Origin of the sequence: Pseudomonas sp. Z18(2022), assembly GCF_036346535.1 — a bacterium.
GTDB lineage: Bacteria > Pseudomonadota > Gammaproteobacteria > Pseudomonadales > Pseudomonadaceae > Aquipseudomonas > Aquipseudomonas yamanorum_A.
On sequence record NZ_JAOTOA010000002.1, the window covers coordinates 243,155 to 267,871 of the forward strand.

Below are 24,717 nucleotides of genomic sequence, written 5' to 3' on the forward strand. Positions count from 1 at the left end.
CCAGGTTGATGCTATCGCAGGCAAGCCAGCTCCCACAGGATTACGCGGTGCTTCGGGGTCAGACCAGGATTGAGGTCCCGGTCATCTCTTTCGGCTTCTCCAGACCCATCAGCATCAACATGGTAGGTGCCACGTCGGCCAGCACGCCGCCGTCACGCACTTTCAGGTCGCGCTTGCCAACGTAGATGAATGGCACCGGCTCGGTGGTGTGGGCGGTGTGGGCCTGGCCGGTGGATTCGTCGGACATCTGCTCGCAGTTGCCGTGGTCGGCGGTGATCAGCGCTTCGCCGCCCACCTTGTCCAGGGCGTCGACGATGCGGCCGACGCACAGGTCCAGGCATTCCACGGCTTTCACCGCCGCTTCCAGGTTGCCGCTGTGGCCCACCATGTCGCCGTTGGCGTAGTTGACCACGATCACGTCATAACGCTGGTGCTCGATGGCGTCGACGATCTTGTCCGTGACTTCCGGGGCACTCATTTCCGGCTGCAGGTCGTAGGTGGCGACTTTTGGCGACGGGATCAGGATGCGTTCTTCGCCCGGGAACGGTTCTTCACGACCGCCGGAGAAAAAGAAGGTCACGTGGGCGTATTTCTCGGTTTCGGCAATGCGCAGTTGGGTCTTGCCGTTTTTCGCCAGGTAATCCCCCAGCACGTTTTCCAGGCTGCCCGGGGCGAACGCCGACGGGGCCGGGATGTTGGCGGCGTATTGGGTCAGCATCACGAATTCGACTTTCGGCTGGCGGGCGCGCTGGAAGTCCTTGAAACCGTGATCGACAAACACATGGCTCAGCTCGCGGGCACGGTCGGCGCGGAAGTTCATGAACACCAGCGCGTCGCCGTCTTCGATCTTCACCGGCTCACCGATGGTGGTGGCCTTGACGAATTCGTCGCTCTCGCCACGGGCGTAGGCGGCTTCCAGGCCTTCCTGGGCGGTGGCGGCGTTGTATTCGGCCTGGCCGTCGGCGATCAGGTTGTAGGCCTGGGCCACGCGGTCCCAGCGGTTGTCACGGTCCATCGCGAAGTAACGGCCCACCAGGCTGGCGATGCGGCCTTTGCCGAGGGTCTTGAAGGTTTCGTCCAGCAGTTCGATGGAGGACTGGGCGCTTTTTGGCGGGGTGTCGCGGCCGTCGAGGAAGGCGTGCAGGTAGATCTTCTCGGCACCGCGCTTGAAGGCCAGTTCGGCCATGGCGATCAGGTGGTCCTGGTGGCTGTGGACGCCGCCGTCCGACAGCAGGCCCATGAAGTGCACCGCCTTGCCGGCCTTGACGGCCTTATCCACGGCCGCGCAGATGGTCGGATTCTCGAAGAATTCGCCGTCGCGGATCGCTTTGGTCACGCGGGTGAAGTCTTGATATACCACTCGTCCGGCGCCGAGGTTCATGTGGCCGACCTCCGAGTTGCCCATCTGGCCGTCCGGCAGGCCAACATCCATGCCCGACCCGGAGATCAGGCCGTTCGGTACGGTAGCGCTCAGACGGTCCAGTACTGGCTTGCTGGCCGAGTACACAGCGTTGTCGTGGTGGCTTTCACTGTGTCCGAAGCCATCGAGAATTATCAGGACCAAAGGTTTAGGCGTAGTAGTCATAGATCCTCTCGCGGCGGTAATGAATGAAGGCAATTGAAAAGGGAGTGGCAGTTTAAAGCGAAGTTCCGACCACGTCACCGCTTTACGGGGGTTGGCCGACCATGACGGCTGTGTATACTTACCGCCATTTTAACGCCCTGGAACCTCCTTGATGGTTGATCACCTGATTGCATTTGCCACTACCCACTATTTGCTCGCTGGTGCGTTCGTCGTACTGCTGGCGCTGCTGATCGCTCACGAAATGAGCCGCGGTGGCCGCAGCCTCAGCACGTCGGAGTTGACCGCTCTGGTCAACAAGGATGAGGCCGTAGTGGTGGACATTCGTCCCGCCAAGGATTTCGCCGCCGGTCACATTGTTGGCGCGCTGAACATTCCCCAGGACAAACTGATTTCGCGTCTGGCCGAGCTGGAAAAGTACAAGGCCAAGACCATCATCCTGGTCGATGCCCAGGGTCAGCACTCCGGCACCCACGCCCGCGAGATGCTGAAAACCGGCTTCAACGCCGCCAAACTGTCGGGTGGTATCTCCAGCTGGCGTGGCGATAACCTGCCGCTGGTGAAGTGATATGAGCCAGGTTGTCGTTTATTCCAGCGATTATTGCCCTTATTGCATGCGGGCCAAGGCCTTGCTTGAGAAAAAGGGCATTGCCTTCGACGAGATCAAGGTTGATGGCAAGCCCCAGGTGCGCGCCGAGATGACCAGGAAAGCGGGACGCACGTCCGTGCCGCAGATCTGGATCGGTGACAAGCATGTCGGTGGATGCGATGACCTGTTCGCACTCGAGCGCGCCGGTAAACTGGATGCGCTGCTTCACGTCTGACTCACAACCCCTAAAAGACCCCAAGATCACGAAGGATCTGCGATGACTGACCAACAGAACACCGAAGCGGCAGCAGAAGAGGCTCAAGGCCCACAATTTTCCCTGCAGCGTATTTACGTACGCGACTTGTCGTTCGAAGCGCCAAAAAGCCCGGCCATCTTCCGTCAGGAATGGACCCCGAGCGTCGCGCTGGACCTGAACACCCGCCAAAAGGCCCTGGAAGGCGACTTCCACGAGGTGGTGCTGACCTTGTCGGTGACCGTCAAGAACGGCGAAGAAGTGGCCTTCATCGCTGAAGTGCAGCAGGCCGGTATCTTCCTGATCCAGGGCCTGGACGAAGCGTCCATGAGCCACACCCTGGGCGCGTTCTGCCCGAACATCCTGTTCCCGTATGCCCGTGAGACCCTGGACAGCCTGGTCACCCGTGGCTCGTTCCCGGCGCTGATGCTGGCTCCGGTGAACTTCGATGCCCTGTATGCGCAAGAGCTGCAGCGCATGCAACAGGAAGGTTCGCCAACGGTTCAATAATTTCGAACCTGACGCAGAACTAAATGTGGGAGCCGGTTTGTGTGGGAGCTGGCTTGCCTGCGATAGCATCACCGCGGTGTGACTGACACACCGAGGTGCTTGCATCGCGGGCAAGCCCGGCTCCCACACAAGCCCGCTCCCACATTTGTTATGTGCGTTACTTGAAACCGAGTTGCCGCCAACCTTCGTAAACGGCCACGGCCACGGTGTTGGACAGGTTCAAGCTGCGGCAGCCTTCGCGCATCGGCAGGCGCAGACGGTGGCCGTCGGGCAGGGCGTCGAGCACATCCGCCGGCAGGCCCCGGCTTTCCGGGCCGAACAGGAAGGCGTCGCCTTCGGCAAAGCTGGCATCATGGAACGGCCGCGAGCCCTTGGTGGTAAACGCGAACAGCCGAGGGTGGTTCAGGCTTTCCAGGCAACTGGCAAGGTCGGCGTGGCGTTGCAGGGTGGCGTACTCGTGGTAGTCCAGCCCGGCACGGCGCAGGCGCTTGTCGTCCATGTCGAAGCCCAGCGGCTCGATCAAATGCAGGTGGCAGCCACTGTTGGCGCACAGCCTGATAACGTTGCCGGTATTCGGCGGAATTTCTGGTTGAAAAAGGATGACGTGAAACATGCACGGCTCCGAAGGCAAAGATGCGCTGCATTCTACCCCTGAAGAAGATCCCAGGCCGAAGCTTCTGCCACGGGTTTTAGGCTCGTTGGCGATTGTCGGCCTGATGGTGGGCCTGATGATCGGCCGGCTGACCACCCCAGACCCGGTTGAGCTGCAGCAGGTAGAGCCCGCCGCCGATGGCCTGGTGGTGTGGTTCAACAGCGAACCCAAGCTGCACGGCGAGCATATCGACGGCACCGTGGCGCTGTTGTTCGATGCGCTGGGCAAGGCTCAGGGTGGGCAACTGAAGGTCAACGACAAGGATGTGAACTGGCGCGTGCGCAAGACCGATGGCGGCTTGCTGCTGAACCTGGTGGCGGCTCGGCCGTTGCGCGGGGAATGGTCGGGGGAGAAGGTCGAAGGACGCTGGCGGTTGGAGATCCATCTCCGGGAGGAATAAAAGAGGGAATCCCCGGCCTGCCTGTACCAAGGTTCCCAAAACGGGCTGGGGCTATGGGCGAGTTGCCTCATAAGCCCCGGGTGTAAAGAAGGGAGTTCCCGGCCTGCCTGTACCAGGGCTCCCAAAACGGGGTGAAGCCAAAGGCTTCGGTGTTAAAGAGGGAATCCCCGGCCTGCCTGTACCGAGGTTCCCGAAACGGGTGTGGGGCGCGACGCGATCCGCATCAAGCACCCCGGGTGTAAAGAGGGGATTCTCGGCCTGCCTGTACCAAGGTCCCCGAAACTGGGTAGTAACAGGGTTATTGCAGGGCGCGTGCCAGAATTGAAAATTTGTGCCAAAAAATTTCTTCAGAAAGCGCAAAGCCCCGGAATACGGGGCTTTGGCGTTTTCAGCTTTTAATATTTATTTAACAAGGCATGTGTTTAAGGCGTTGGATGCGTGCGCGATGCCGGTTCGTGGTGCATTGAAGCGGTGCACGGTCGTTAGTCGGGTACAAAACAAATGTGGGAGCTGGCTTGCCTGCGATGGCGTTGTGTCAGTCGATACATCCAGTGACTGACACAGCGCCATCGCGGGCAAGCCCGGCTCCCACATTAGATCTTCAGTGGATCAGGGATTAGTGATCAGGCCTCATCACCTTCGTCATCATCCCCACCGTCGACCTTCATCCCCAGCTCCTTGATCTTGCGCGTCAGGGTATTGCGGCCCCAGCCCAGCAGCACGGCGGCGTCGCGACGACGACCGGCGGTATGCTTGAGGGCGGTTTCGATCATGATCCGCTCAAAGGCCGGTACAGCGCTGTCCAGCAGGTTCGACTGGCCACGTGCCAAAGCCTGGTCGGCCCATTGGCGCAGCGCCTGCTCCCAGTTGGTCACCGGTGCCGAATCCTGAGGCAGGCTCAGCAGCTCCGGCGGCAGGTCGCTGATATGCACTTCGCGCCCCGAAGCCATCACCGTGATCCAGCGGCAGGTGTTCTCCAGCTGACGTACGTTGCCCGGCCATGGCAGGTTCTTCAGGTATTCCTCGGTCTCGCTTTTCAGCAGCTTCGGCTCGACGGCCAGCTCCTGGGCGGCGCGGCTGAGGAAGTGACGGGCCAGGGTCGGGATGTCTTCGCGGCGGTCCGACATCCGGGGGATGTGGATACGGATCACGTTCAAGCGGTGGAACAAGTCTTCACGGAATTTCCCGGCATGCACCAGGGTTTCCAGGTTTTGGTGGGTCGCCGCGATAATGCGAACGTCGACCTTGACCGGCGTGTGCCCGCCTACCCGATAAAACTCGCCATCTGCCAGCACCCGCAGCAAGCGCGTCTGGGTGTCGGCCGGCATGTCGCCGATTTCATCGAGGAACAGCGTGCCGCCATCGGCCTGTTCAAAACGGCCACGGCGCAGGTTGGCCGCACCGGTGAACGCGCCTTTTTCATGGCCGAACAGTTCCGACTCCATCAGATCCTTCGGAATCGCCGCCATGTTCAGCGCGATAAACGGCGACGCCGCCCGTGGGCTGTGACGGTGCAGGGCGTGGGCCACCAGCTCTTTACCGGTACCCGACTCGCCGTTGATCAGCACGGTGATGTTGGAATGGCTCAAACGCCCGATGGCGCGAAACACTTCCTGCATCGCTGGCGCTTCGCCGATGATTTCCGGAGTACGGGTCAGGGCTGGCGGGGCTTCCTGGTTCTGCTGTTCCTGGGCGTGCTGGTTGGCGCGTTTTACCAGCGCCACCGCTTCGTCCACGTCGAACGGTTTTGGCAGGTATTCAAAGGCGCCGCCCTGATAGGACGCGACAGCGCTGTCCAGGTCCGAGTGCGCGGTCATGATGATCACCGGCAAGCGCGGGTGCTGCTCGCGAATCCGCGCCAGCAAGTCCAGGCCACTGGCGCCGGGCATGCGGATGTCGGAGATGATCACGTCGGGCTGCTGGCGAGCCAGGCGGCTCATCACCCCGTCGGCGCTGTCGAAGCTCTGGGTGGTCATGCCTTCCTGTTGCAAGGCTTTCTCCAGGACCCAGCGGATAGAACGGTCGTCATCGACGATCCAGACAGTTTCACTACGGCTCATGTCGATGGGGCTCCTTGTTCCAGTGGCAGAAAGATCGAGAACGTGGTGTGGCCGGGATGGCTCTCACACTCGATCAAACCCTGGTGCTGGCTGATGATGTTCTGGGTAATGGCCAAGCCGAGCCCGGTACCGTCCGGGCGGCCGCTGACCATTGGGAAAAAGATGGTTTCCTGCAGTTCGGCCGGGATGCCCGGGCCGTTGTCGATGATCTCGACCTTGGTCACCAGGCGATGGCGCACGTGGCCGATGGTGAACTGGCGCAGGGCGCGGGTGCGCAGGCTGATGCGGCCCAGGCGCAGTTCGTTCTGGCTGCTGATGGCCTGCATGGCGTTACGCACGATATTGAGCACCGCCTGGATCATCTGCTCGCGGTCGATCAATACGTCGGGGATGCTTGGGTCGTAGTCGCGCACCAAGGTGATGCAACCCTGGCTTTCGGCCTCCACCAACTGGCAAACACGCTCCAAAACCTCGTGGACGTTGGTCATCGCCAGCGACGGCAGCTTGTTGGAGCCGAGCATGCGGTCTACCAGGTTACGCAGGCGGTCGGCTTCCTCGATGATGACGTTGGTGTAGTCCTTGAGGTTCTCATCCGGCAGCTCGCGGGCCAGCAACTGTGCAGCGCCGCGAATCCCGCCCAGGGGGTTCTTGATCTCATGGGCCAGGCCGCGCACCAGCATCTTGCTGGTTTCCTGCTTGGACAGTTGCGCCTCTTCCTTGGTGATGCGCAGCAGGCGATCGCGAGGATGCACCTCCAGCAGCAGCAAGGTGGCGCCGTGGCTCAGGATCGGTGTGACCGCGTAATCCACGGTCAGGGTCTGGCCGGTGAGGGCGGTGAGCATCGCTTCGCGCTTGGTGAACGGGTGCGCCTGCTCCACGGCCTGGCGCAGCGAACTCAAGGCCTCGGCCGACTCGGTGAACAGTTCGCTGATGAATTGCCCATGGCTGCGCTGTCCGCTGATGGCCAGCAGCATCTCCGCCGCCGGGTTCATGTACTCAAGGCGCAGTTCGTCATTGAGCAGAATGGTCGCGGTGGTCAGGTTGTCGAGTAGCAGGCGGTGCAGTGCGTCGCTGATGGTCATTAGGACCTCTTTTGGAGCAAGGCGCGGGCTTGAGGCACACGCTGATACAAGGAAAATGCAAAAACCAAACCAAAGCTCCGAAAAGAAGCGTTAAAGCCCTGAAATGGGGGCTTAAGGCGCGAAACTGTGGCGTTCTGCCAGCTTGAGCGGGAAGTTTCGAACCAAAATGGGCTGGGCAAGTGGGAAGGGTGCAGCGTATCGCACCAATATAGTGCGATTTTGAAAAATCTGTTCAGGAACTCGTGTCACTGAAACCTGTGGGAGCTGGCTTGCCTGCGATAGCTGACTACCCGTTGGTATTTTGGTTGCTGACACACCGCTATCGCAGGCAAGCCAGCTCCCACACTTTTGATTGGGTACGCAGTTTTAGTTCTGGTAGACACACAACTCGGCAGTGGCGCGAATCATCGCCAGTTGGTGCAGCGGGTCGTTGGCAGGTGCGTGATTGGCCTGGGCCAGCCATTGCGGACACTGCGGGTTGCTGCGCTCCGGGGTGAAGTCCGCCAGTTGTTGCAGCAGGCGTTTTTGCAGCAGGTCCAGTTTTGGGCGAATCTGCCCGACCAGGTCAGGGCGTGGGTCATTGGGCGCCTTGCCTTGCAGTTGCCAGTCGGACAGGTGGGCGTACTGCACCAATTTGTTTGCCTCGATCTGGGCCGAGAAAAACTGCTCGGCTTGCGCCGGTGCCAGTTTGTAGCTCGGCGCCTGGGCCACCACGCTGGCGATCACGTCCTGCTCTCGTGCACGGTCCTCGACGGGCTTGTGGCTGTCCCATTTGCTCAGGGCCACCTGGTCGGCGATCGCCAGGCGCTCGGCGATGCTGTCGAGCAGTGGGGCGAGGGTGGGTGGTGCTGCGAATACATTGGCGCTGACGAACAGCAAGGCGAACGCAAGTCGACGTTTCAACGGTGATCTCCTGTGGGAGCGGGCTTGCCCGCGAAGGTCGTTAACGATAACGCGTAAATATTGAAGAAATGCAGTGTCCTTGAGTTTTTCGCGGGCAAGCCCGCTCCCGCAGGGTTTTGCGGGCAAAAAAAAGACCTCCCGAAGGAGGCCTTTTTCATCACGCCACGTTAAGCGGCGCTACCGGATCAGCAGCTGTAGTACAGCTCGTATTCCAGTGGGTGTACGAAGGTGCGGACCTTGATTTCTTCTTCGCTTTTCAGGGCGATGTAGGCATCGATAAAGTCGTCGCTGAACACGCCGCCTTTGGTCAGGAACGCACGGCCCTTGTCCAGCTCTTCCAGGGCTTCTTTCAGGCTGCCGCACACTTGTGGGATCTCTTTGGCCTCTTCAGGCGGCAGGTCGTACAAGTTTTTGTCGGCGGCGTCGCCAGGGTGGATCTTGTTCTGGATACCGTCCAGGCCGGCCATTACCAGGGCAGCGAAGGCCAGGTACGGGTTGGCTGCCGGATCCGGGAAGCGGGCTTCGATACGGCGAGCGCGAGGGCTGGACACGTAAGGAATACGGATCGAAGCGGAACGGTTGCGAGCCGAGTAGGCCAGCATTACTGGAGCTTCGAAACCTGGGACCAGACGCTTGTAGGAGTTGGTCGACGGGTTGGTGAAGCCGTTCAGGGCCTTACCGTGCTTGATGATACCGCCGATGAAGTACAGGGCAGTGTCGGACAGGCCGGCATAACCTTCGCCAGCGAAGGTGTTCTTGCCATCTTTGGCGATGGACAGGTGAACGTGCATACCCGAACCGTTATCGCCGTACAGAGGCTTAGGCATGAAGGTAGCGGTACGGCCGTAGGCATCAGCCACGTTGTGTACGCAGTACTTCAGGGTCTGAACTTCGTCAGCCTTGGCAACCAGGGTGTTGAACTTCACACCGATTTCGTTCTGGCCGGCAGTCGCCACTTCGTGGTGGTGAACTTCGATGACCAGGCCCATCTCTTCCATGGCGTTGCACATGGAGGTACGGATTTCGTGGTCGTGGTCGAACGGAGGAACCGGGAAGTAGCCGCCTTTGATACCTGGACGGTGGCCTTTGTTGCCGCCTTCCACGTCCTGGTCGGACATCCACGAACCTTGTTCGGAGAAGATTTTGAACATGGAGCCAGAGATGTCGGACTTGAACTTGACCGAATCAAAGATGAAGAATTCTGGTTCCGGACCTACGAATACGGTGTCACCGATACCGGTCGACTTCAGGTATTCCTCGGCACGCTTGGCGATCGCACGTGGGTCACGGTCGTAGCCTTGCATGGTCGAAGGCTCGATCACGTCGCAGACGATGATCAGCGTTGGGTCTTCGGTGAACGGGTCGAGTACGGCGGTGCTGTCGTCCGGCATCAGGATCATGTCGGAAGCTTCGATGCCTTTCCAGCCGGCAATGGAGGAGCCGTCGAACATTTTGCCTTCTTCGAAGAAGGCGTCATCCAGCGCGTCGCGAGCCGGCATGGTCACGTGGTGCTGAGTGCCTTTTGTGTCCGTGAAGCGCAGATCAATCCATTTGACGTCATGATCTTTGATGAGTTGAACCGACTTCGACATAGTGTCCTCCGGGTGGCTTCGGGCTGGGGTAGTGGAGTTAGCCCTTAGAATGTGGGTGATGCCGGCGCGAATACTCGACCAAGGCAACCTGCCTCACAAGAGAGCAAATTGCATGCCAGTGCCCCGACATGGGTTTTTTGCCACAAAAACGCCCCTATAAAGGTGCAATCCGCTGAAACGGAATAAATTGCGCACCGCAATGTAGCGCTTATTTTCGTTTATGACCCGTTTTGGTGCGCGAAAGGTCAGTTGCATATTAACTGGTTAAACCTTGAGCGATTTCCGCTATAATCCGCGCCCCCCTTTTTCGGCTGGGCCTGCGCGCGCTGTTTTCATGAAATTAATCGTTAAAGTCTTCCCCGAGATCACCATCAAGAGCCGACCGGTACGGATGCGTTTCATCCGTCAATTGGCCAAGAATATCCGTGCCGTGCTCCGCGATCTGGACCCGGCGGTGGTGGTGAACGGTGTGTGGGACAATCTCGAGCTGGAAACCCGCCTCACAGACCCCAAAGCCTTGAAGGACATGACCGAGCGCCTGAGCTGCGTGCCGGGCATCGCGCATTTCCTGCAGGTCGACGAGTACCCGCTGGGCGACTTCGACGACATCACCGAAAAGTGCAAGCAGCACTACGGCGATGTGCTGGCAGGCAAGGTGTTTTCGGTGCGTTGCAAACGCGCCGGCAAGCATCCGTTCAGCTCCATGGATGTCGAAAAATACGTCGGCAGCAAGCTGCGTCGCGAGTGCGGCGCCGCCGGAATTTCCCTGAAAGCGCCGCAAATTGAAGTGCGGATGGAAATTCGCGACCAACGGTTGTTTGTGATCCACAGCCAGCACGACAGCATCGGCGGCTACCCGCTGGGCGCCCTGGAACAGACCCTGGTATTGATGTCCGGCGGTTTCGATTCCACCGTGGCGGCCTACCAGATCATGCGCCGCGGGCTGATGAGCCACTTCTGCTTCTTTAACCTGGGCGGGCGTGCACACGAATTGGGCGTGATGGAAGTCGCGCATTACATCTGGAAGAAGTACGGCAGCTCGCAACGGGTGCTGTTTGTCAGCGTACCGTTCGAGGAAGTCCTGGGAGAAATTCTCGGGAAAGTCGATAACAGTCATATGGGCGTAGTATTGAAGCGTATGATGTTGCGCGCTGCGTCCCGAATCGCGGATCGGCTGGAAATCGACGCACTGGTCACCGGTGAAGCGATTTCCCAGGTGTCCAGCCAGACCCTGCCGAACCTGTCATTGATCGACTCTGTGACCGAGAAGCTGGTATTGCGCCCGCTGATCGCCAGTCACAAGCAAGACATCATCGACCTGGCGACCCAGATCGGCACGGCGGATTTCGCCAAGCACATGCCGGAATATTGCGGGGTCATCTCGGTGAACCCCAAGACCCACGCCAAGCGCAACCGCGTGGAGTACGAAGAACAACAGTTCGACATGGCGGTTCTCGAGCGTGCGCTGGAGAACGCCAAACTGGTGCCGATCGATCGGGTTATCGACGAATTGGGCCAGGATTTGCAGATCGAAGAAGTCAGCGAGGCTCTGGCCGGTCAGATCATCATCGACATCCGTCACCCGGATGCCGCTGAAGACGAGCCGCTGGAAATCGCTGGCATCGACGTACAAACGCTGCCGTTCTATGCATTGAATGCGCGTTTCAAGGAACTGGATGACAGCCGTCAGTACCTGTTGTATTGCGACAAAGGCGTGATGAGTCGCCTGCATGCCCACCATTTGCTCAGTGAGGGGCATGCCAATGTGCGCGTTTATCGACCGAGCTAAGAGCCCGGGGCTGTTTGCCTGTGGCCTGCGTCACCGGCCCCCCGACTCTGCCGTCAAGCTGTAACGGCAAGGCCTGACTCTACTGTTAATCGCTGCCACGACCTGTCAGCACACCGAATCCTCTGATCGAGATACACAAGTGATCGAAAATCTACGCAACATCGCCATCATTGCTCACGTTGACCATGGTAAAACCACCCTGGTAGACAAACTCCTGCGTCAATCCGGCACCCTGGAGCGCAACGAGCTCAACGACGAGCGCGTGATGGACTCCAACGACCAGGAAAAAGAGCGCGGTATTACCATCCTGGCTAAAAACACCGCCATCAACTGGAACGGCTACCACATCAACATCGTGGATACCCCGGGCCACGCCGACTTCGGCGGCGAAGTAGAACGCGTAATGTCGATGGTTGACTCCGTTCTGCTGCTGGTTGACGCTCAAGACGGCCCTATGCCGCAAACCCGTTTCGTGACCAAGAAGGCTTTCGAAGCCGGCCTGCGTCCGATCGTGTGCATCAACAAGGTTGACCGTCCAGGCGCGCGTCCGGACTGGGTTCTGGACCAGATCTTCGACCTGTTCGACAACCTGGGTGCTACCGAAGAACAGCTGGATTTCCAGGTGATCTACGCTTCTGCCCTGAACGGTATTGCCGGTCTGGAACACACCGCCATGGCGGAAGACATGACCCCGCTGTACCAGGCAATCGTTGACCACGTTCCACCACCGAAGGTTGACCGTGAAGGCCCGTTCCAGATGCAAATCTCGGCACTGGACTACAACAGCTTCCTGGGTGTTATCGGCGTTGGCCGTATCGCTCGTGGTAGCGTCAAGCCGAACACCCCGGTTGTCGCCATCGGCGCCGACGGCAAGAAGCGCAACGGTCGTATCCTGAAGCTGATGGGTCACCACGGCCTGCACCGTATCGACGTTGAAGAAGCTTTCGCCGGCGACATCGTGTGCGTAAGCGGTATGGACTCGCTGTTCATCTCCGACACCCTGTGCCAGCCGGACACTGTCGAGGCGATGAAGCCTCTGACCGTTGACGAGCCAACCGTTTCCATGACCTTCCAGGTAAACGACTCGCCTTTCTGCGGTAAAGAAGGCAAGTTCGTGACTTCCCGTAACATCAAGGAACGTCTGGACAAAGAGCTGCTGTACAACGTTGCTCTGCGCGTTGAAGAAGGCGACTCGGCTGACAAGTTCAAGGTTTCCGGCCGTGGTGAGCTGCACCTCTCGGTACTGATCGAAACCATGCGTCGCGAAGGCTTCGAAATGGGCGTTGGTCGTCCGGAAGTGATCATCCGTACTGTTGACGGCGTGAAGCAGGAACCGTTTGAAAACGTGACCATCGACACCCCTGAAGAATCCCAGGGCAAGGTCATGGAAGAGATGGGCCTGCGTAAGGGCGACCTGACCAACATGGTGCCGGATGGCAAAGGCCGTGTGCGTCTGGAATACAACATCCCTGCTCGTGGTCTGATCGGTTTCCGTAACCAGTTCCTGACCCTGACCAACGGCGCTGGCATCCTGACCTCGATCTTCGATCGCTACGACACCATGAAGTCCGGCGACATGTCCGGCCGTCAGAACGGTGTTCTGGTATCGGTAGAAACCGGCAAGGCGCTGACCTACTCCCTGGAAACCCTCCAGGCGCGTGGCAAGCTGTTCGTTGAACACGGTCAAGAGATCTACAACGGTCAGATCGTTGGCCTGAACAGCCGTGACAACGACATGGGCGTCAACCCAACCAAAGGCAAGAAGCTCGACAACATGCGTGCTTCGGGTAAAGACGAAACCATCGCTCTGGTTCCACCTGTTCGCTTCACCCTGGAACAGGCCCTGGAATTCATCCAGGACGACGAGCTGTGCGAAGTCACGCCTAAGTCGATCCGCCTGCGTAAGAAGATCCTGGACGAAGGCGAGCGTACCCGCGCTGCCAAGAAAGCCAAGAACTGAGTTAACTCAGGCTGAATGAAAAACGCCCCCGGTCGAAAGGCCGGGGGCGTTTTTTTATGCCTGCAGTTTTTGTGGTGACTGCGACGGCCTCATCGCGGGCAAGCCCGGCTCCCACATTTTGATAGGTGAACACATTCAACTGTGGGAGCTGGCTTGCCTGCGATAGGGCCCTCAAGGACCCCACAAAAATCTGGATCAGAACTTGTCGAGGGTCTTGAACTTGGTCTCGCGCACCACTTCCTTCGGCTTGTACGCGCAATACCCCGGCCGCGGTCCGATTTTCGGGTGATTGCGGCAAGTATCCGGGCGCTTGTCATAAATAGTGCAGAAGCGGCTCTTACGATCCAGGTACAGGCAATCGTTGTTGCTCATGCGCTGCAGGGTAAAGATCTCGGATTTGGCGTTGAAGCGCTCGACGATACCTTCCTTCTGCAAGCGCTTGGCGATGTTCTTCGGCGGGTCGCCACGCTCGAACTCATCGACGATGCCGATACGGATCAGGTCCTTGATCTTCACCTCAACCGGCAGGGTGCAGCAGCTCGACACGCAGCCGCCACACATATGGCTTGAGTATTTCTGCCAGGTCTCGAGACGGTCGAGTTCCGCGGCGGCGATCAGTTGAGGCTTCATCAGGTTTCCAAGAGGGGTGTTATCCGGCGCGGGATCATACCGGAATTGGTGCTTTTTTGAACAATATCTTCCGGGTTTCAGCTCGAAGGCTGCGCCGAGCCACAAACGGGCACGGCCCCTGCATCAAATTCCCGCAAAGGTGAATGAGTTAAAAAACTGCCGAACCAGAGCGTCTACCGTCTGTCAGACCGTCTAGGCTCTAGCAACTCCTTCTATCTCGCCCGAGGTCGCATCGATGTCTCAGGAACCGCTTGTACGAGAAGCAGAGGTAGCCGCATTTCGCGATGCCGTCTTGACCAAACTTACCTATGCGGTGGGCAAGGACCCCGATCACGCTTTCGATCACGACTGGTTCGAAGCCATTGCACTGGCCGCCCGCGACCATATGGTCGACCACTGGATGGACCACACGCGGCACATCTACCGCAAGGGGCAGAAGCGGGTCTATTACCTCTCGCTGGAATTCCTGATCGGCCGCTTGCTTTACGACAGCCTGAGCAACCTCGGCTTGCTGGACGTGGCCCGCGAGGCCATGAGCGAGCTGGGTGTGGACATGGAGCGCATTCGCCTGCTGGAGCCCGACGCGGCCCTGGGCAACGGTGGCCTTGGCCGACTGGCAGCGTGCTTTATGGAAAGCATGTCGACCCTGGGTATTGCCGGCCACGGTTATGGCATTCGTTATGAGCACGGCCTGTTCCGTCAGGCGATTGTCGATGGCTGGCAGCAGGAGCAAACCGAACGCTGGCTGGATTTCGGCAACCCGTGGGAGTTCGAGCGCGCCGAGGTGATCTACCCGATCGGCTTTGGTGGCGGCGTGGAAACCCTGCTGGATGCGTCCGGCAAGTCGATCCAGGTCTGGTCGCCGAATGAAACCGTGCGTGCGGTAGCCTACGACACCCCGGTGGTCGGCTGGCGTGGCGCCAGCGTCAACACCTTGCGCCTGTGGCGTGCCCGGGCCGTGGAAGACCTGCACCTGGAACGCTTCAACGCCGGTGACCACCTGGGTGCCGTGGCCGAAGTGGCCCGTGCCGAAAGCATCTCTCGAGTGCTTTACCCGGCTGACAGCACCGAAGCGGGGCAGGAACTGCGCCTGCGCCAGGAATACTTCTTCGTTTCCGCCTCGCTGCAGGATCTGCTGCGCCGCCACAAGAACATGCACGGCTCGGTACTGAGCCTGGGCGAACACGCGGCCATCCAGCTCAACGACACGCACCCGTCGATCGCGGTGGCCGAGTTGATGCGCCAGTTGGTGGACCTGCACGACATCCCGTGGGATGCCGCCTGGGACGTCACCGTCGAAACCCTGTCGTACACCAACCACACCTTGCTTCCCGAGGCGTTGGAGACCTGGCCGGTAGGCTTGATGGAGCGCATGCTGCCGCGGCACATGCAGATCATCTACCTGATCAACGCCCAACATATCGACTCGCTGCGGGCCAAGGGCATCCACGACTTTGACGTGCTGCGTGCGGTGTCGCTGATCGAGGAAGACAACGGCCGCCGTGTGCGCATGGGCAACCTGGCGTTTCTCGGTTCCCACAGCGTGAACGGCGTGTCCGGCCTGCACACCCAACTGATGCGCAGCACGGTGTTCTCCGAACTGCACAAGCTCTACCCGGACCGCATCAACAACAAAACCAACGGCATTACCTTCCGCCGCTGGCTGTACCAGGCCAACCCCAAACTCACCGCGATGCTGGTGGAGGCCCTGGGCCCGGACGTACTGGATAACCCCGAGCAGCGCCTGGTGGACCTGGAGCCGTTCGCCGAGAAGCAAGCCTTCCGCAAGGCCTTCGCCGAACAGCGCCTGCACAGCAAGCGGGCACTGGCCGACATCATTCACGAGCGCCTGGGGATTTCGGTCAACCCGGCGGCGATGTTCGATGTGCAGGTCAAGCGGATCCACGAGTACAAGCGCCAGCTGTTGAACCTGCTGCACACCGTCGCGCTGTACCAGGCGATCCGTGCCGAGCCGGGCACCGACTGGGTACCTCGGGTGAAGATCTTCGCCGGCAAGGCAGCGGCCAGCTATCACCAGGCCAAACTGATCATCAAGCTGACCAACGACATCGCCCGTACCGTCAACAACGACCCGACGGTGCGCGGGTTGCTCAAGGTGGTGTTCCTGCCCAACTACAACGTCAGCCTGGCGGAAAGCATCATTCCGGCGGCCGACCTGTCGGAGCAGATTTCCACTGCCGGTTTTGAAGCGTCGGGCACCAGCAACATGAAATTCGGCCTTAACGGTGCGCTGACCATTGGCACCATGGACGGCGCCAACGTGGAGATGCACGAACGGGTGGGCGCCGACCACATGTTCATCTTCGGCCTCAGCGCCCAGCAGGTGGAAGCGCGCAAACACGCCGGTGAGTTCAATGCCGGGCCGGAAATCGCCGCGTCCCATCGCTTGAACGATGTGCTGCAAGCGATTCGTGGCGGGGTGTTCTCGCCGGATGATCCGGGCCGTTATGCCGGGTTGGTGGATTCGCTGATCGACTACGACCGCTTCCTGGTCTGTGCCGACTTCGATTCCTACTGGGATGCCCAGTCCCGGGTCGAGGCGCATTGGCATGATTCCAAGGAGTGGTGGCGCTCGGCGGTGCTCAATACTGCGCGCATGGGCTGGTTCTCGTCGGACCGGACCATCCGCGAGTATGCGACCGAGATCTGGAAAGCGTTGGACTAGGCACCGCAGATCCCGCTGCTTTGTGTGGGAGCTGGCTTGCCTGCGATAGCATCACCCCGGTGTTACTGAGAAACCGCGGAGATTGCATCGCGGGCAAGCCCGCTCCCACATTTGGGTTGTGTCGATATACTAAGCCTCGGTTTGCCCGCTTCGGGCTGCTTAGGGATATCGACCATGCAATGGATTTTCATGCTGATTGGCCTGGTGCTCGGCTGGACACTCGACGAGTCGTTCAGTGATGCGGGCATTGGTGCGCTCCTCGGTTTGGGCATTGGCCAGGCGATCCGCCTGTCGATGCTCGCCTCGCGCACGGAGGAGCAAGGCCGTCAGTTGGAGTCTGCCCGCAACGCCCTGAAAGGGGTGGAGCAACGTCTGGCCTTGCTGGAAAGGCCGGCTGCCGTTGAAACCCCCGAACCTATCCTTGTCGAAGAGCCGCTGCCGGTAACGGCGTCGCCCGAACTCGTCTGGGAATTACCCGCCGAATTGGAACCTGCGTACGCAACGGTAGCGGCCGAGCCCAGCCAGCCATTGCCGGCTGACGTCTGGAGGGCCGAACCGAGCGACAGCATCCCTGAACAGCCCGCCGCGCCAGCGGTGCCCCGTGGCCCCAATCTCATCGAGCGCGCCATCAGTGGCGCACGCAACTGGCTGTTCGGTGGCAACACTGTTTTGCGGGTCGGCGTGGTGCTGTTGTTCCTCGGCCTGGCGTTCCTGCTGCGTTATGCCACTGAAGGCATGGTGGTGCCGATCGAGCTGCGTTATGCGGGCGTTGCCGGCTGTGCGCTGGCCTTGCTGGGCCTGGGCTGGTGGCTGCGGCTGCGCAACAGCAACTACGGGTTGATGCTGCAAGGCACCGGCATCGCCGTGCTGTACCTGACGGTGTTCGCGGCCATGCGCCTGCACCCGCTGCTCGATCCCGGTGCCGCCCTCGGTCTGCTGGTGGCGGTCACGGTTTTTTCGGCGATCCTGGCCATTACCCAGGACGCCCTCGGCCTGGCCTGCGCCGCTGCCCTCGGCGGTTTTGCGGCACCGATCCTCACGTCCACCGGCGCCGGCAACCATGTGGCGCTGTTCAGCTATTTCGCCCTGCTGAACGCGGGCATCCTTGCCATCGCCTGGTTCAAGGCCTGGCGCCTGCTCAACCTGATCGGATTCGTCGGCACCTTCGGCATCGGCTTCGCCTGGGGCATGCGCTCCTACACACCCGAATTGTTGTGGAGCACCGAGCCGTTCCTGATTCTCTTTTTCCTGATGTACCTCGGCATCGGCCTGTTGTTCGCCCGGCGCAAATTGCTGGAGATGAGCGATGCGCCGCAGGATGACAGCCGTGGCGCGCTGCTGCGCTGGTCGGCGGCCAAGGGCGATTATGTCGACGGCAGCATGCTGTTCGGTCCGCCGGTGGTGGGCTTCGGGTTGCAGTTTGCGCTGGTGCAGCACCTGGAGTTTGCCGCTGCGTTCAGCGCGCTGGCCCTGGGCATTATCTACATGGGCCTGGCCCGTTTGCTGAGTGGCGGGCGCGCCTTGCTGCTGGCGGAAACCTGCCTGGCACTGGGTGTGATCTTCGCCAGCCTGGCGATCCCACTGGGCCTCGACGCACGTTGGACCGCAGCGGCCTGGGCGGTGGAAGGCGCCGGGATCTTCTGGCTCGGCCTGCGTCAGCAGCGGCCTCTGGCGCGGGCGTTTGGCTTGCTGTTGCAAGTCGGCTCGGCGCTGGCGTTCCTCAGCGAGTTGCGGGTTGGCGAAACCAGCCTGTTGGATGGCGCACCGTTGGGGGCGTTGTTGCTGGGCGCGGCATTGCTGTTCAGTTTCTCTCAACTGCGCAAAGCCTCGGTTGAACAAGCGGCGAATTGGGAGCGTCGCGGCTTGCCAGTGTTGGCCAGTGTCGGCCTGGGTTTCTTGTACCTGCTTGCCCCGTTGCTGCTGTTGACCCAAGGCACCGCCATCAGTTGGGCAATCGCGGGCCTTGCAACCTTGCTGGTGGGCCTGCGCATCGGCTCGCGTACGTTCCTCTTCACCGCGTTTGCCGTGCAACTGTTGGGTGGCGCGCTGTTCCTGCTGCGCCTGCAGGCGGGCGTCGATTCAAGCGCGGTGTTCAGTGCCGGCTGGAGCGGGTTGCTCACCGCTTCGCTGATAGGCCTGGCGTTGATCGGCGGCATGCTGCTGGCCGCGCGGGACAGCATGGTGCGCAGCGACGTGCGGTTGTTGCGTGGCTTGTCGGTAGTACTGCTGGCCGGGCTGGTGTTGATCAATCTGGCGGTGCTGTTCGTGCTGCCATGGGAGACCGCCAGCGGCGTGTGGGCGGCCAGTGGCTTGTTGATCATCTGGCTGAGCCTGTATCTGCAACAGCGCGTCAGTTTTGTCTTCGGGTTGTTGCTGCAAGTGATCGGCGGCGCTTCGTTCCTGATCGCGGTGCCGGACTTGCTCGGGCCGCTGACCAGCGAAGGCTTGCGTCCCCTGGGCCATAGCGGTTTCTGGACGCCGATGGTGCTTGGGCTGGCGGCGCTGGTCGGTGCCTGGCGTTTGCAGCGTCGGCCGCATGCGCCAGTGTTCGAGGCGTTGAGTCTGCAGCGCTTGTCCGACGTGCTGCTGGTGTGGGGCGCGGCCTGGTGGACGCTGGCGTTGGTCAGTGAAGTGCTGCGTTTTGCGCCCTCGACGCTGCAAGGTACCTGGCTGTTGGCAGTGGCGGCGGTGAGTGTGGCGATCTGGGCGGTGTTGGCCCTGAGGCTGCAATGGGCGTCGCTGGGCTTGCTGTGCGCGCTGTTGATGCCGGCGGCCGGCGTGGTGTTGCTGGGGTCATGGGACTCGCGTTATCACCCGGCGGCAAATTTCGCCTGGCTGGCGTGGGCGGCGGTGTTTGCGGTGCACTTCGTTTCGCTGCGGCGCCTGGCCTTGGTCATCCCGGAAAAAGCCTTGGGCGCCGCCCATGTGCTCGGCTGCTGGATGCTGATTGGCGTGTTGGCGCTGGAGCTGCGCTACGGCCTGTTACTGCTGTCCGAGGAATACAACGCCTGGCGCTGGCTGGGCTGGGCGATTCTGCCAAGCCTGTACCTGGTGCTGGCTGCTGTGCCGCGCAACTGGCCATGGCCGGTGTCGGCGTACCCGCGCGAGTACCGGTTGTATGCCGCGTTGCCGTTGGCGGTGTTGATGCTTGGCTGGTTCTGGCTGGCAAATATCTTCAGCGACGGCACCGCCGAGCCGCTGCCGTATGTGCCGCTGCTTAACCCGCTGGACCTGGGTTTATTGTTCGCGCTATTGGGTGTGTACCTGTGGTCCCGCAGCGCCGCACCCCAGCGTGGGCCACGCGCCGAACTGATCGCCCAGGCGGTCGCCGGAGTGTCGTTGTTCGCCTTCTTCACCGCCCTGGTGATGCGCACGGCTCACCATTGGGGTGGCGTGCCGTTCCATCTGGATGCGCTGCTGGAATCGATGCTGGTACAGGCCGGGCTGTCGATCGTCTGGACCCTGATTGCCCTGAGCCTGATGATCGGTGGCCATCTGCGTCATCGGCGCGAGGTGTGGCTGATCGGTGCCGTGTTGATCGCGGTGGTGGTCGCCAAATTGTTCTTCGTCGAACTGAGCAACCGCGGCGGGCTGGCGCGGATCGTATCGTTTATCGGTGTGGGCGGGCTGTTGCTGGTGGTGGGCTATTTCGCCCCGTTGCCGCCCAAGCGTCCCGAGCCGGTGGTTGAATCTGAAGGAGTGGCCTCTTGATGGGCAAGCTGAGTGTGGTGCTGTTGGGGTTGTGCACAACGTGTTCGGCCTGGGCCCAGGAAACCCCCGCCGACTTCACCACGCGGGTGCCGCTGACGGTCAGCGGCGAAGGCCCGTGGTACCGCCTGGAACTGCCGCTGGCGGTGCAGTTGAGTGCCCGCCAGGCTGACCTGAGTGACGTGCGGGTGTTCAACGCCGCCGGCGAGCCCCAGGCTTACGCGCTGGCGCGGCAGTCGGCGCAAAGTACCGAAAGCCGCAGCCTGGCCAACGTGAAGTGGTTTCCACTGTACGCCGCGGCCGACTCCACTGAGACCGTGCCCAGCGTACGCGTGCAATCCACATCCACGGGCACGCTGGTGCAGGTGCAGCCGCCCAGCCAGTTGGAGGCCGGCGAAGAAGTCCTGCGCGGCTGGCTGCTCGATGCCAGTGCGATCAAGGCCCCGTTGCAGCAACTGATTCTCGACTGGACCAGCGAGCGCGACGGCTTCCAGCGTTTCAGCATCGAAGCCAGCGACGACTTGCAGCACTGGCGTTCCTGGGGCGAAGGGCAGGTGGCGCGGCTGTCGTTTGCCGACGAGCGCGTCGAGCAGCATGAAGTGAGTTTGCCGGGGCAATCGGCGCGTTATCTGCGCCTGCTGTGGAAAGGCCAGGCCGCACCGGCGCTGACGTCGGCGCAGTTGGAAAGCGTCAATGCCCATAGCTTGCCGTTGCCGCTGGTGTGGTCGCAGCCTTTGTCGGGCAGCCGTCTCAAGGCCGGCGAATACAGCTGGCAGTTGCCCAATGCGCTGAACGTCGAACGTTTGCGTATTGATTTGAGCCAACCCAACAGCCTCGCGCCAGTCACCTTGTCGGGCCGCCGGGAAAGCAATCAGGCCTGGCAGCCCTTGAGCAGCGGTTTGCTTTACCGGCTGACGCAGAATGGCCAGGATGTTCTGCAGAACGAATTGCAGTTGCCGGGCCAGGCCGTTGCTCAGCTCAAACTCGACGTGGACGAGCGCGGCGGCGGTCTCGGTGTGGAGGCACCGGCCTTGAGCTTTGCGGTTCGGGCCACGCAGTTGGTGTTCCTGGCGCGGGGCGAACCACCGTTCACTTTGGCGTTGGGCAACCCGTCGGTGAAGGGCGCGAATTTGCCGCTGTCGACGTTGATTCCGGATTACAGCGCCGAGCGCCTCGCGGGGCTTGGGCAGGCGAAAGTGGCGGGCGAGGCAGTGGTGACTTCGCCTGCGGTTGTGGCCACTGTTGATACCGGGCCGAACTGGAAAAAACTCGGTCTCTGGGCCGTGCTGCTGCTCGGTGTGGCGGCACTGGGGGCCATGGCCTACAGTTTGCTGCGCAAGCCGCCGGTGGCACGTTAAATAAAGTCCATGAACTCTATTGGGTTTAAATCCTCTCATATGAGGAAATACGCCCCGACTCGCGTTAAACTGCGCGGGTTTTTAGCCCCCTATTTCCGGAGCCTTCCATGTCCCGCGTTACCCTGAGTCGCTATTTGATCGAGCAGACCCGCAGCAACAACACGCCTGCCGATCTGCGCTTCCTTATCGAAGTGGTGGCGCGTGCTTGCAAGGAAATCAGCCACGCCGTCTCCAAAGGCGCGCTGGGTGGTGTCCTGGGCAGCATGGGCACTGAAAACGTACAAGGCGAAGTACAGAAGAAGCTCGACGTGATTTCCAACGAAATCCTGCTCGAAGCCAACGAATGGGGCGGTCACCTGGCCGGCATGGCGTCCGAAGAAATGGACAATGCCTACCAGATCCCGGGCAAATACCCGAAAGGCGCGTACCTGCTGGTATTCGACCCGTTGGACGGTTCTTCGAACATCGACATCAACGCACCGGTAGGCACCATCTTCTCGGTACTGCGTTGCCCGAACGAATACCTGAGCCAGAACGAAGCCCTGAACGAAAAGGCCTTCCTGCAGCCAGGCACCGAGCAGGTGGCTGCCGGTTACGCGATCTACGGCCCGCAGACCATGCTGGTGCTGACCCTGGGCGATGGCGTCAAAGGCTTCACCCTGGACCGTGAAATGGGCAGCTTCGTGCTGACCCACGAAGACATCTCCATTCCTGCGACTACCCAGGAATTCGCCATCAACATGTCCAACCAGCGTCACTGGGAAGCTCCGGTACAGCGCTACGTGAACGAGTTGATGGAAGGCGAGGAAGGCCCGTTGAAGAAGAACTTCAACATGCGTTGGGTGGCTGCGATGGTTGCCGACGTGCACCGCATCCTGACCCGTGGTGGCCTGTTCATGTACCCACGTGACAGCCGCGAGCCGTCCAAACCAGGCAAACTGCGCCTGATGTACGAAGCCAACCCGATGTCGTTCCTCGTGGAGCAGGCGGGCGGTGCGTCCACCGACGGCCACCAGCGCATCCTCGACATCCAGCCTGAAGGCCTGCACCAGCGCGTGGCGGTGTTCCTGGGTTCGAAGGAAGAAGTTGAGCGTGTGACCGGTTACCACAAGGCGTAAGTCTTTGCGGTAAGCAAAAAGCCTCGAATGCTTTCAGCATTTCGGGGCTTTTTTGTTTATTGAATAAGGCTTTTCAGCAGTAACGCCTGAAAGCTTTTCCGTGTATCGGCAATGATATGGACGTAAACGGTTTTATCTTGGATCTCATAAATGATCCGATTCATCCCGCACACAGTCTGTCGGTAGCGGCCGAGATGGAGCTTTTCAAGTTCTTCGGGTATGGATCCGGCATAAGGCTGGGTTTCCAGGCGACGAAGAGCTTGCTTCAACGTGTCATAGGTTTGTTGCCATGACGCTGCAGAGAACTGTCGGATCAGATAGGACTTAATTTCCTTGAGGTCGTTTTTGGCGAAGTGAAGGATTACAACGTTGAAACTCATTGTTCATCGTCCTTGTCCAGTTCCGCGAACACGTCCTCCATGTCTTGAAACTGGCCCAATTCAATTTGTCGGCTACCTAAGGCTAGAAGCTTCAACAGGGCCATGGTTTCTTCTTGTTCTTCAAAACTTTTCACGTCCATCACAACCAGCTTGGCCTCACCATTTTGGGTGATTACCAGTGGCTCACGGCTTTCAGTTAAATTTTTGACGATCTCTGCAGTGTGGCTTTTCAAGTAGCTGATGGGTTTGATCTGGGATGAGAGTTTCACGGGACGATCCTTTCTCGAAGATAGGACTGATTTTAGTCTTTATTTGGTCCTTCGTGACATTGCAGTGGTTTATTGCCGCTGTCATCCGACGAAACGCACCCATTTTTTAAGCCCGAATAAAGTCGCTGGATTGAAAAAAGAAATACCACCCCCCATCGGGAACCAGACACCCCTTTTCCCTTCTAAGCTTCTGGCAGACCCCCAAGCTGCTTCGTCTCTCCAGGAGTTTTTCCATGTCGTTACGCCGTCTCGCCCTGTTGTCGTTTTGCGTGCTTCTGGCCGCTTGCAGCAAGGTCACTCAAGAAAATTACGCAAAACTGTCGGCCGGCATGCCCAAGGCCGAGGTGGAGTCGTTGTTGGGCAAGCCGACTGATTGTTCTGGCGCGCTGGGTATGTCCAGTTGCACCTGGGGCGATAAAAACAGCTTTATCAGCGTGCAATACGCCGGTGACAAAGTACTGATTTTTTCCGGGCAAGGCCTGAAGTAAACCGGGGCGAAAGCCTGCGGGAGAAAAACAACATGATGCGTTTCGTTCTATACCTCTGCGCCAGCCTGTTTTTGGCGGGCTGCGCCAGCCATTCTGGCGATGATCTGCAACCCAAGACGGTTGGCAGCGTCAACCTCAAGCGTTACCAGGGCACCTGGTATGAGTTGGCCCGTTTGCCGATGTACTTCCAGCGCAATTGCGCGCAGTCCGAAGCCCGTTACACGCTGCTGCCCGATGGCAATATGTCGGTGTTCAACCGCTGCCTGACGCCGGAGTGGAAGTGGCAGGAAGCCAAGGGCACGGCCACGCCGCAAGTTGCCGGCAGGACCGACAAGCTCTGGGTGGAATTCAATAACTGGTTCACCGCGCTGCTGCCGGGCGTGACCAAGGGCGATTACTGGGTGTTGTACATCAGCGATGACTACAAGACCGCCATTGTCGGCAGCCCGAGCCGGCGCTATATGTGGTTATTGTCCCGCACGCCGACAGTCAGTGCCGACACTCGCGAAGACCTGCTGAGCAGGGCGCGGCAACAGGGGTATGACACTACCCGGTTGATCTGGCGGACGTCGGACAAGCAGATGGCGAAGACTTCGCAGTAACTGAAGAGCGCTACCATTCCAATGTGGGAGCTGGCTTGCCTGCGATAGCGGTGTTGGATTCACCACTGCTATCGCAGGCAAGCCAGCTCCCACATTTTGTTATGTG

At 60.2% G+C, this 24,717-nt stretch carries 21 protein-coding genes; 12 read left to right on the top strand and 9 right to left on the bottom strand.

From position 1 onward, the window contains the following. Positions 1 to 58: 58 nt before the first annotated feature. Positions 59 to 1,585: a 2,3-bisphosphoglycerate-independent phosphoglycerate mutase gene (gene gpmI / locus V3W39_RS06450; RefSeq protein WP_330212388.1), complete on the bottom strand. Its 1,527-nt coding sequence runs from the start codon at positions 1,583 to 1,585 to the stop codon at positions 59 to 61. 151 nt (positions 1,586 to 1,736) lie between these two features. Here gpmI and V3W39_RS06455 point away from each other — a divergent pair, with 151 nt between their 5' ends. From V3W39_RS06455 to secB, 3 genes are read left to right on the top strand one after another with little or no spacing between them, the layout of a single operon-like run. Then, positions 1,737 to 2,150 carry a rhodanese-like domain-containing protein gene (locus V3W39_RS06455; protein WP_177041037.1) on the top strand — a complete coding sequence of 138 codons (414 nt, stop codon included), beginning with the start codon at positions 1,737 to 1,739 and terminating at the stop codon, positions 2,148 to 2,150. A 1-nt stretch (position 2,151) separates the two neighbouring features. Further along, positions 2,152 to 2,406, top strand: a complete 255-nt coding sequence (gene grxC / locus V3W39_RS06460) for a glutaredoxin 3 (protein ID WP_177041040.1) — start codon at positions 2,152 to 2,154, stop codon at positions 2,404 to 2,406. Between the two features lie 42 nt (positions 2,407 to 2,448). Continuing rightward, a complete protein-coding gene (gene secB / locus V3W39_RS06465) occupies positions 2,449 to 2,934 on the top strand; it encodes a protein-export chaperone SecB (RefSeq protein ID WP_003218009.1) in 486 nt (161 codons plus the stop codon). A 157-nt stretch (positions 2,935 to 3,091) separates the two neighbouring features. Here the strand turns inward: secB and V3W39_RS06470 are convergent, their stop codons facing one another. Next, positions 3,092 to 3,547, bottom strand: coding sequence for a tRNA (cytidine(34)-2'-O)-methyltransferase (locus V3W39_RS06470; protein WP_003218007.1), 456 nt, complete (start codon positions 3,545 to 3,547; stop codon positions 3,092 to 3,094). Here V3W39_RS06470 and V3W39_RS06475 point away from each other — a divergent pair. Further along, the gene (locus V3W39_RS06475; RefSeq protein ID WP_177041041.1) at positions 3,546 to 3,986 is read left to right on the top strand and encodes a hypothetical protein; all 441 of its coding nucleotides are present in this window, start codon (positions 3,546 to 3,548) and stop codon (positions 3,984 to 3,986) included. The genes V3W39_RS06470 and V3W39_RS06475 overlap by 2 nt on opposite strands. A gap of 623 nt (positions 3,987 to 4,609) precedes the next feature. Here V3W39_RS06475 and ntrC read toward each other — a convergent pair. The 4 genes from ntrC to glnA form a co-directional block, all read right to left on the bottom strand. Next, positions 4,610 to 6,046, bottom strand: a complete 1,437-nt coding sequence (ntrC, locus tag V3W39_RS06480; protein WP_008435682.1) for a nitrogen regulation protein NR(I) — start codon at positions 6,044 to 6,046, stop codon at positions 4,610 to 4,612. Continuing rightward, the gene (gene glnL, locus V3W39_RS06485) at positions 6,043 to 7,128 is read right to left on the bottom strand and encodes a nitrogen regulation protein NR(II) (RefSeq protein ID WP_003218001.1); all 1,086 of its coding nucleotides are present in this window, start codon (positions 7,126 to 7,128) and stop codon (positions 6,043 to 6,045) included. Before glnL ends, ntrC begins: the two co-directional genes overlap by 4 nt. Before the next feature lie 366 nt (positions 7,129 to 7,494). Further along, complete coding sequence (locus V3W39_RS06490) at positions 7,495 to 8,031, bottom strand: chorismate mutase (protein WP_177114325.1); 537 nt, start codon at positions 8,029 to 8,031, stop codon at positions 7,495 to 7,497. 185 nt (positions 8,032 to 8,216) lie between these two features. After that, positions 8,217 to 9,623, bottom strand: coding sequence for a glutamate--ammonia ligase (gene glnA / locus V3W39_RS06495; protein WP_177041043.1), 1,407 nt, complete (start codon positions 9,621 to 9,623; stop codon positions 8,217 to 8,219). Positions 9,624 to 9,957: 334 nt separating this feature from the next. Between glnA and thiI the strand changes: the two genes are divergently transcribed. Continuing rightward, a complete protein-coding gene (gene thiI / locus V3W39_RS06500; RefSeq protein WP_063033503.1) occupies positions 9,958 to 11,412 on the top strand; it encodes a tRNA uracil 4-sulfurtransferase ThiI in 1,455 nt (484 codons plus the stop codon). A gap of 139 nt (positions 11,413 to 11,551) precedes the next feature. Next, positions 11,552 to 13,372 carry a translational GTPase TypA gene (gene typA, locus V3W39_RS06505; protein WP_053140412.1) on the top strand — a complete coding sequence of 607 codons (1,821 nt, stop codon included), beginning with the start codon at positions 11,552 to 11,554 and terminating at the stop codon, positions 13,370 to 13,372. Between the two features lie 195 nt (positions 13,373 to 13,567). Here typA and V3W39_RS06510 read toward each other — a convergent pair whose 3' ends face one another. After that, on the bottom strand, positions 13,568 to 14,002 hold the full coding sequence (locus V3W39_RS06510) for a YkgJ family cysteine cluster protein (RefSeq protein WP_017478181.1): 435 nt from the start codon (positions 14,000 to 14,002) through the stop codon (positions 13,568 to 13,570). A gap of 235 nt (positions 14,003 to 14,237) precedes the next feature. Here V3W39_RS06510 and V3W39_RS06515 point away from each other — a divergent pair, with 235 nt between their 5' ends. The 4 genes from V3W39_RS06515 to V3W39_RS06530 all read left to right on the top strand — a co-directional run bounded on the left by V3W39_RS06515 (position 14,238) and on the right by V3W39_RS06530 (position 22,872). Beyond that, positions 14,238 to 16,688: a glycogen/starch/alpha-glucan phosphorylase gene (locus tag V3W39_RS06515; protein WP_177041044.1), complete on the top strand. Its 2,451-nt coding sequence runs from the start codon at positions 14,238 to 14,240 to the stop codon at positions 16,686 to 16,688. 174 nt (positions 16,689 to 16,862) lie between these two features. Continuing rightward, a complete protein-coding gene (locus V3W39_RS06520) occupies positions 16,863 to 20,399 on the top strand; it encodes a DUF2339 domain-containing protein (protein ID WP_330212389.1) in 3,537 nt (1,178 codons plus the stop codon). After that, positions 20,399 to 21,754: a DUF3999 domain-containing protein gene (locus tag V3W39_RS06525; protein WP_330212390.1), complete on the top strand. Its 1,356-nt coding sequence runs from the start codon at positions 20,399 to 20,401 to the stop codon at positions 21,752 to 21,754. Before V3W39_RS06520 ends, V3W39_RS06525 begins: the two co-directional genes overlap by 1 nt. 107 nt (positions 21,755 to 21,861) lie before the next feature. Continuing rightward, a complete protein-coding gene (locus V3W39_RS06530) occupies positions 21,862 to 22,872 on the top strand; it encodes a class 1 fructose-bisphosphatase (protein ID WP_177041047.1) in 1,011 nt (336 codons plus the stop codon). Between the two features lie 56 nt (positions 22,873 to 22,928). On the opposite strand, the gene V3W39_RS06535 is transcribed toward V3W39_RS06530, so the two are convergent. Next, positions 22,929 to 23,252, bottom strand: a complete 324-nt coding sequence (locus tag V3W39_RS06535; protein WP_330212391.1) for a type II toxin-antitoxin system RelE/ParE family toxin — start codon at positions 23,250 to 23,252, stop codon at positions 22,929 to 22,931. Beyond that, on the bottom strand, positions 23,249 to 23,521 hold the full coding sequence (locus V3W39_RS06540) for a type II toxin-antitoxin system Phd/YefM family antitoxin (RefSeq protein WP_177114317.1): 273 nt from the start codon (positions 23,519 to 23,521) through the stop codon (positions 23,249 to 23,251). Before V3W39_RS06540 ends, V3W39_RS06535 begins: the two co-directional genes overlap by 4 nt. 233 nt (positions 23,522 to 23,754) lie before the next feature. On the opposite strand from V3W39_RS06540, the gene V3W39_RS06545 reads away from it, so the two are divergent. Both V3W39_RS06545 and V3W39_RS06550 read left to right on the top strand, forming a co-directional pair. Continuing rightward, positions 23,755 to 24,009 (top strand): hypothetical protein, encoded by a 255-nt coding sequence (locus tag V3W39_RS06545; protein WP_003217986.1) that lies wholly within the window; start codon positions 23,755 to 23,757, stop codon positions 24,007 to 24,009. A 32-nt stretch (positions 24,010 to 24,041) separates the two neighbouring features. Beyond that, positions 24,042 to 24,611 (top strand): lipocalin family protein, encoded by a 570-nt coding sequence (locus tag V3W39_RS06550; protein WP_177041051.1) that lies wholly within the window; start codon positions 24,042 to 24,044, stop codon positions 24,609 to 24,611. Positions 24,612 to 24,717 lie beyond the last annotated feature (106 nt).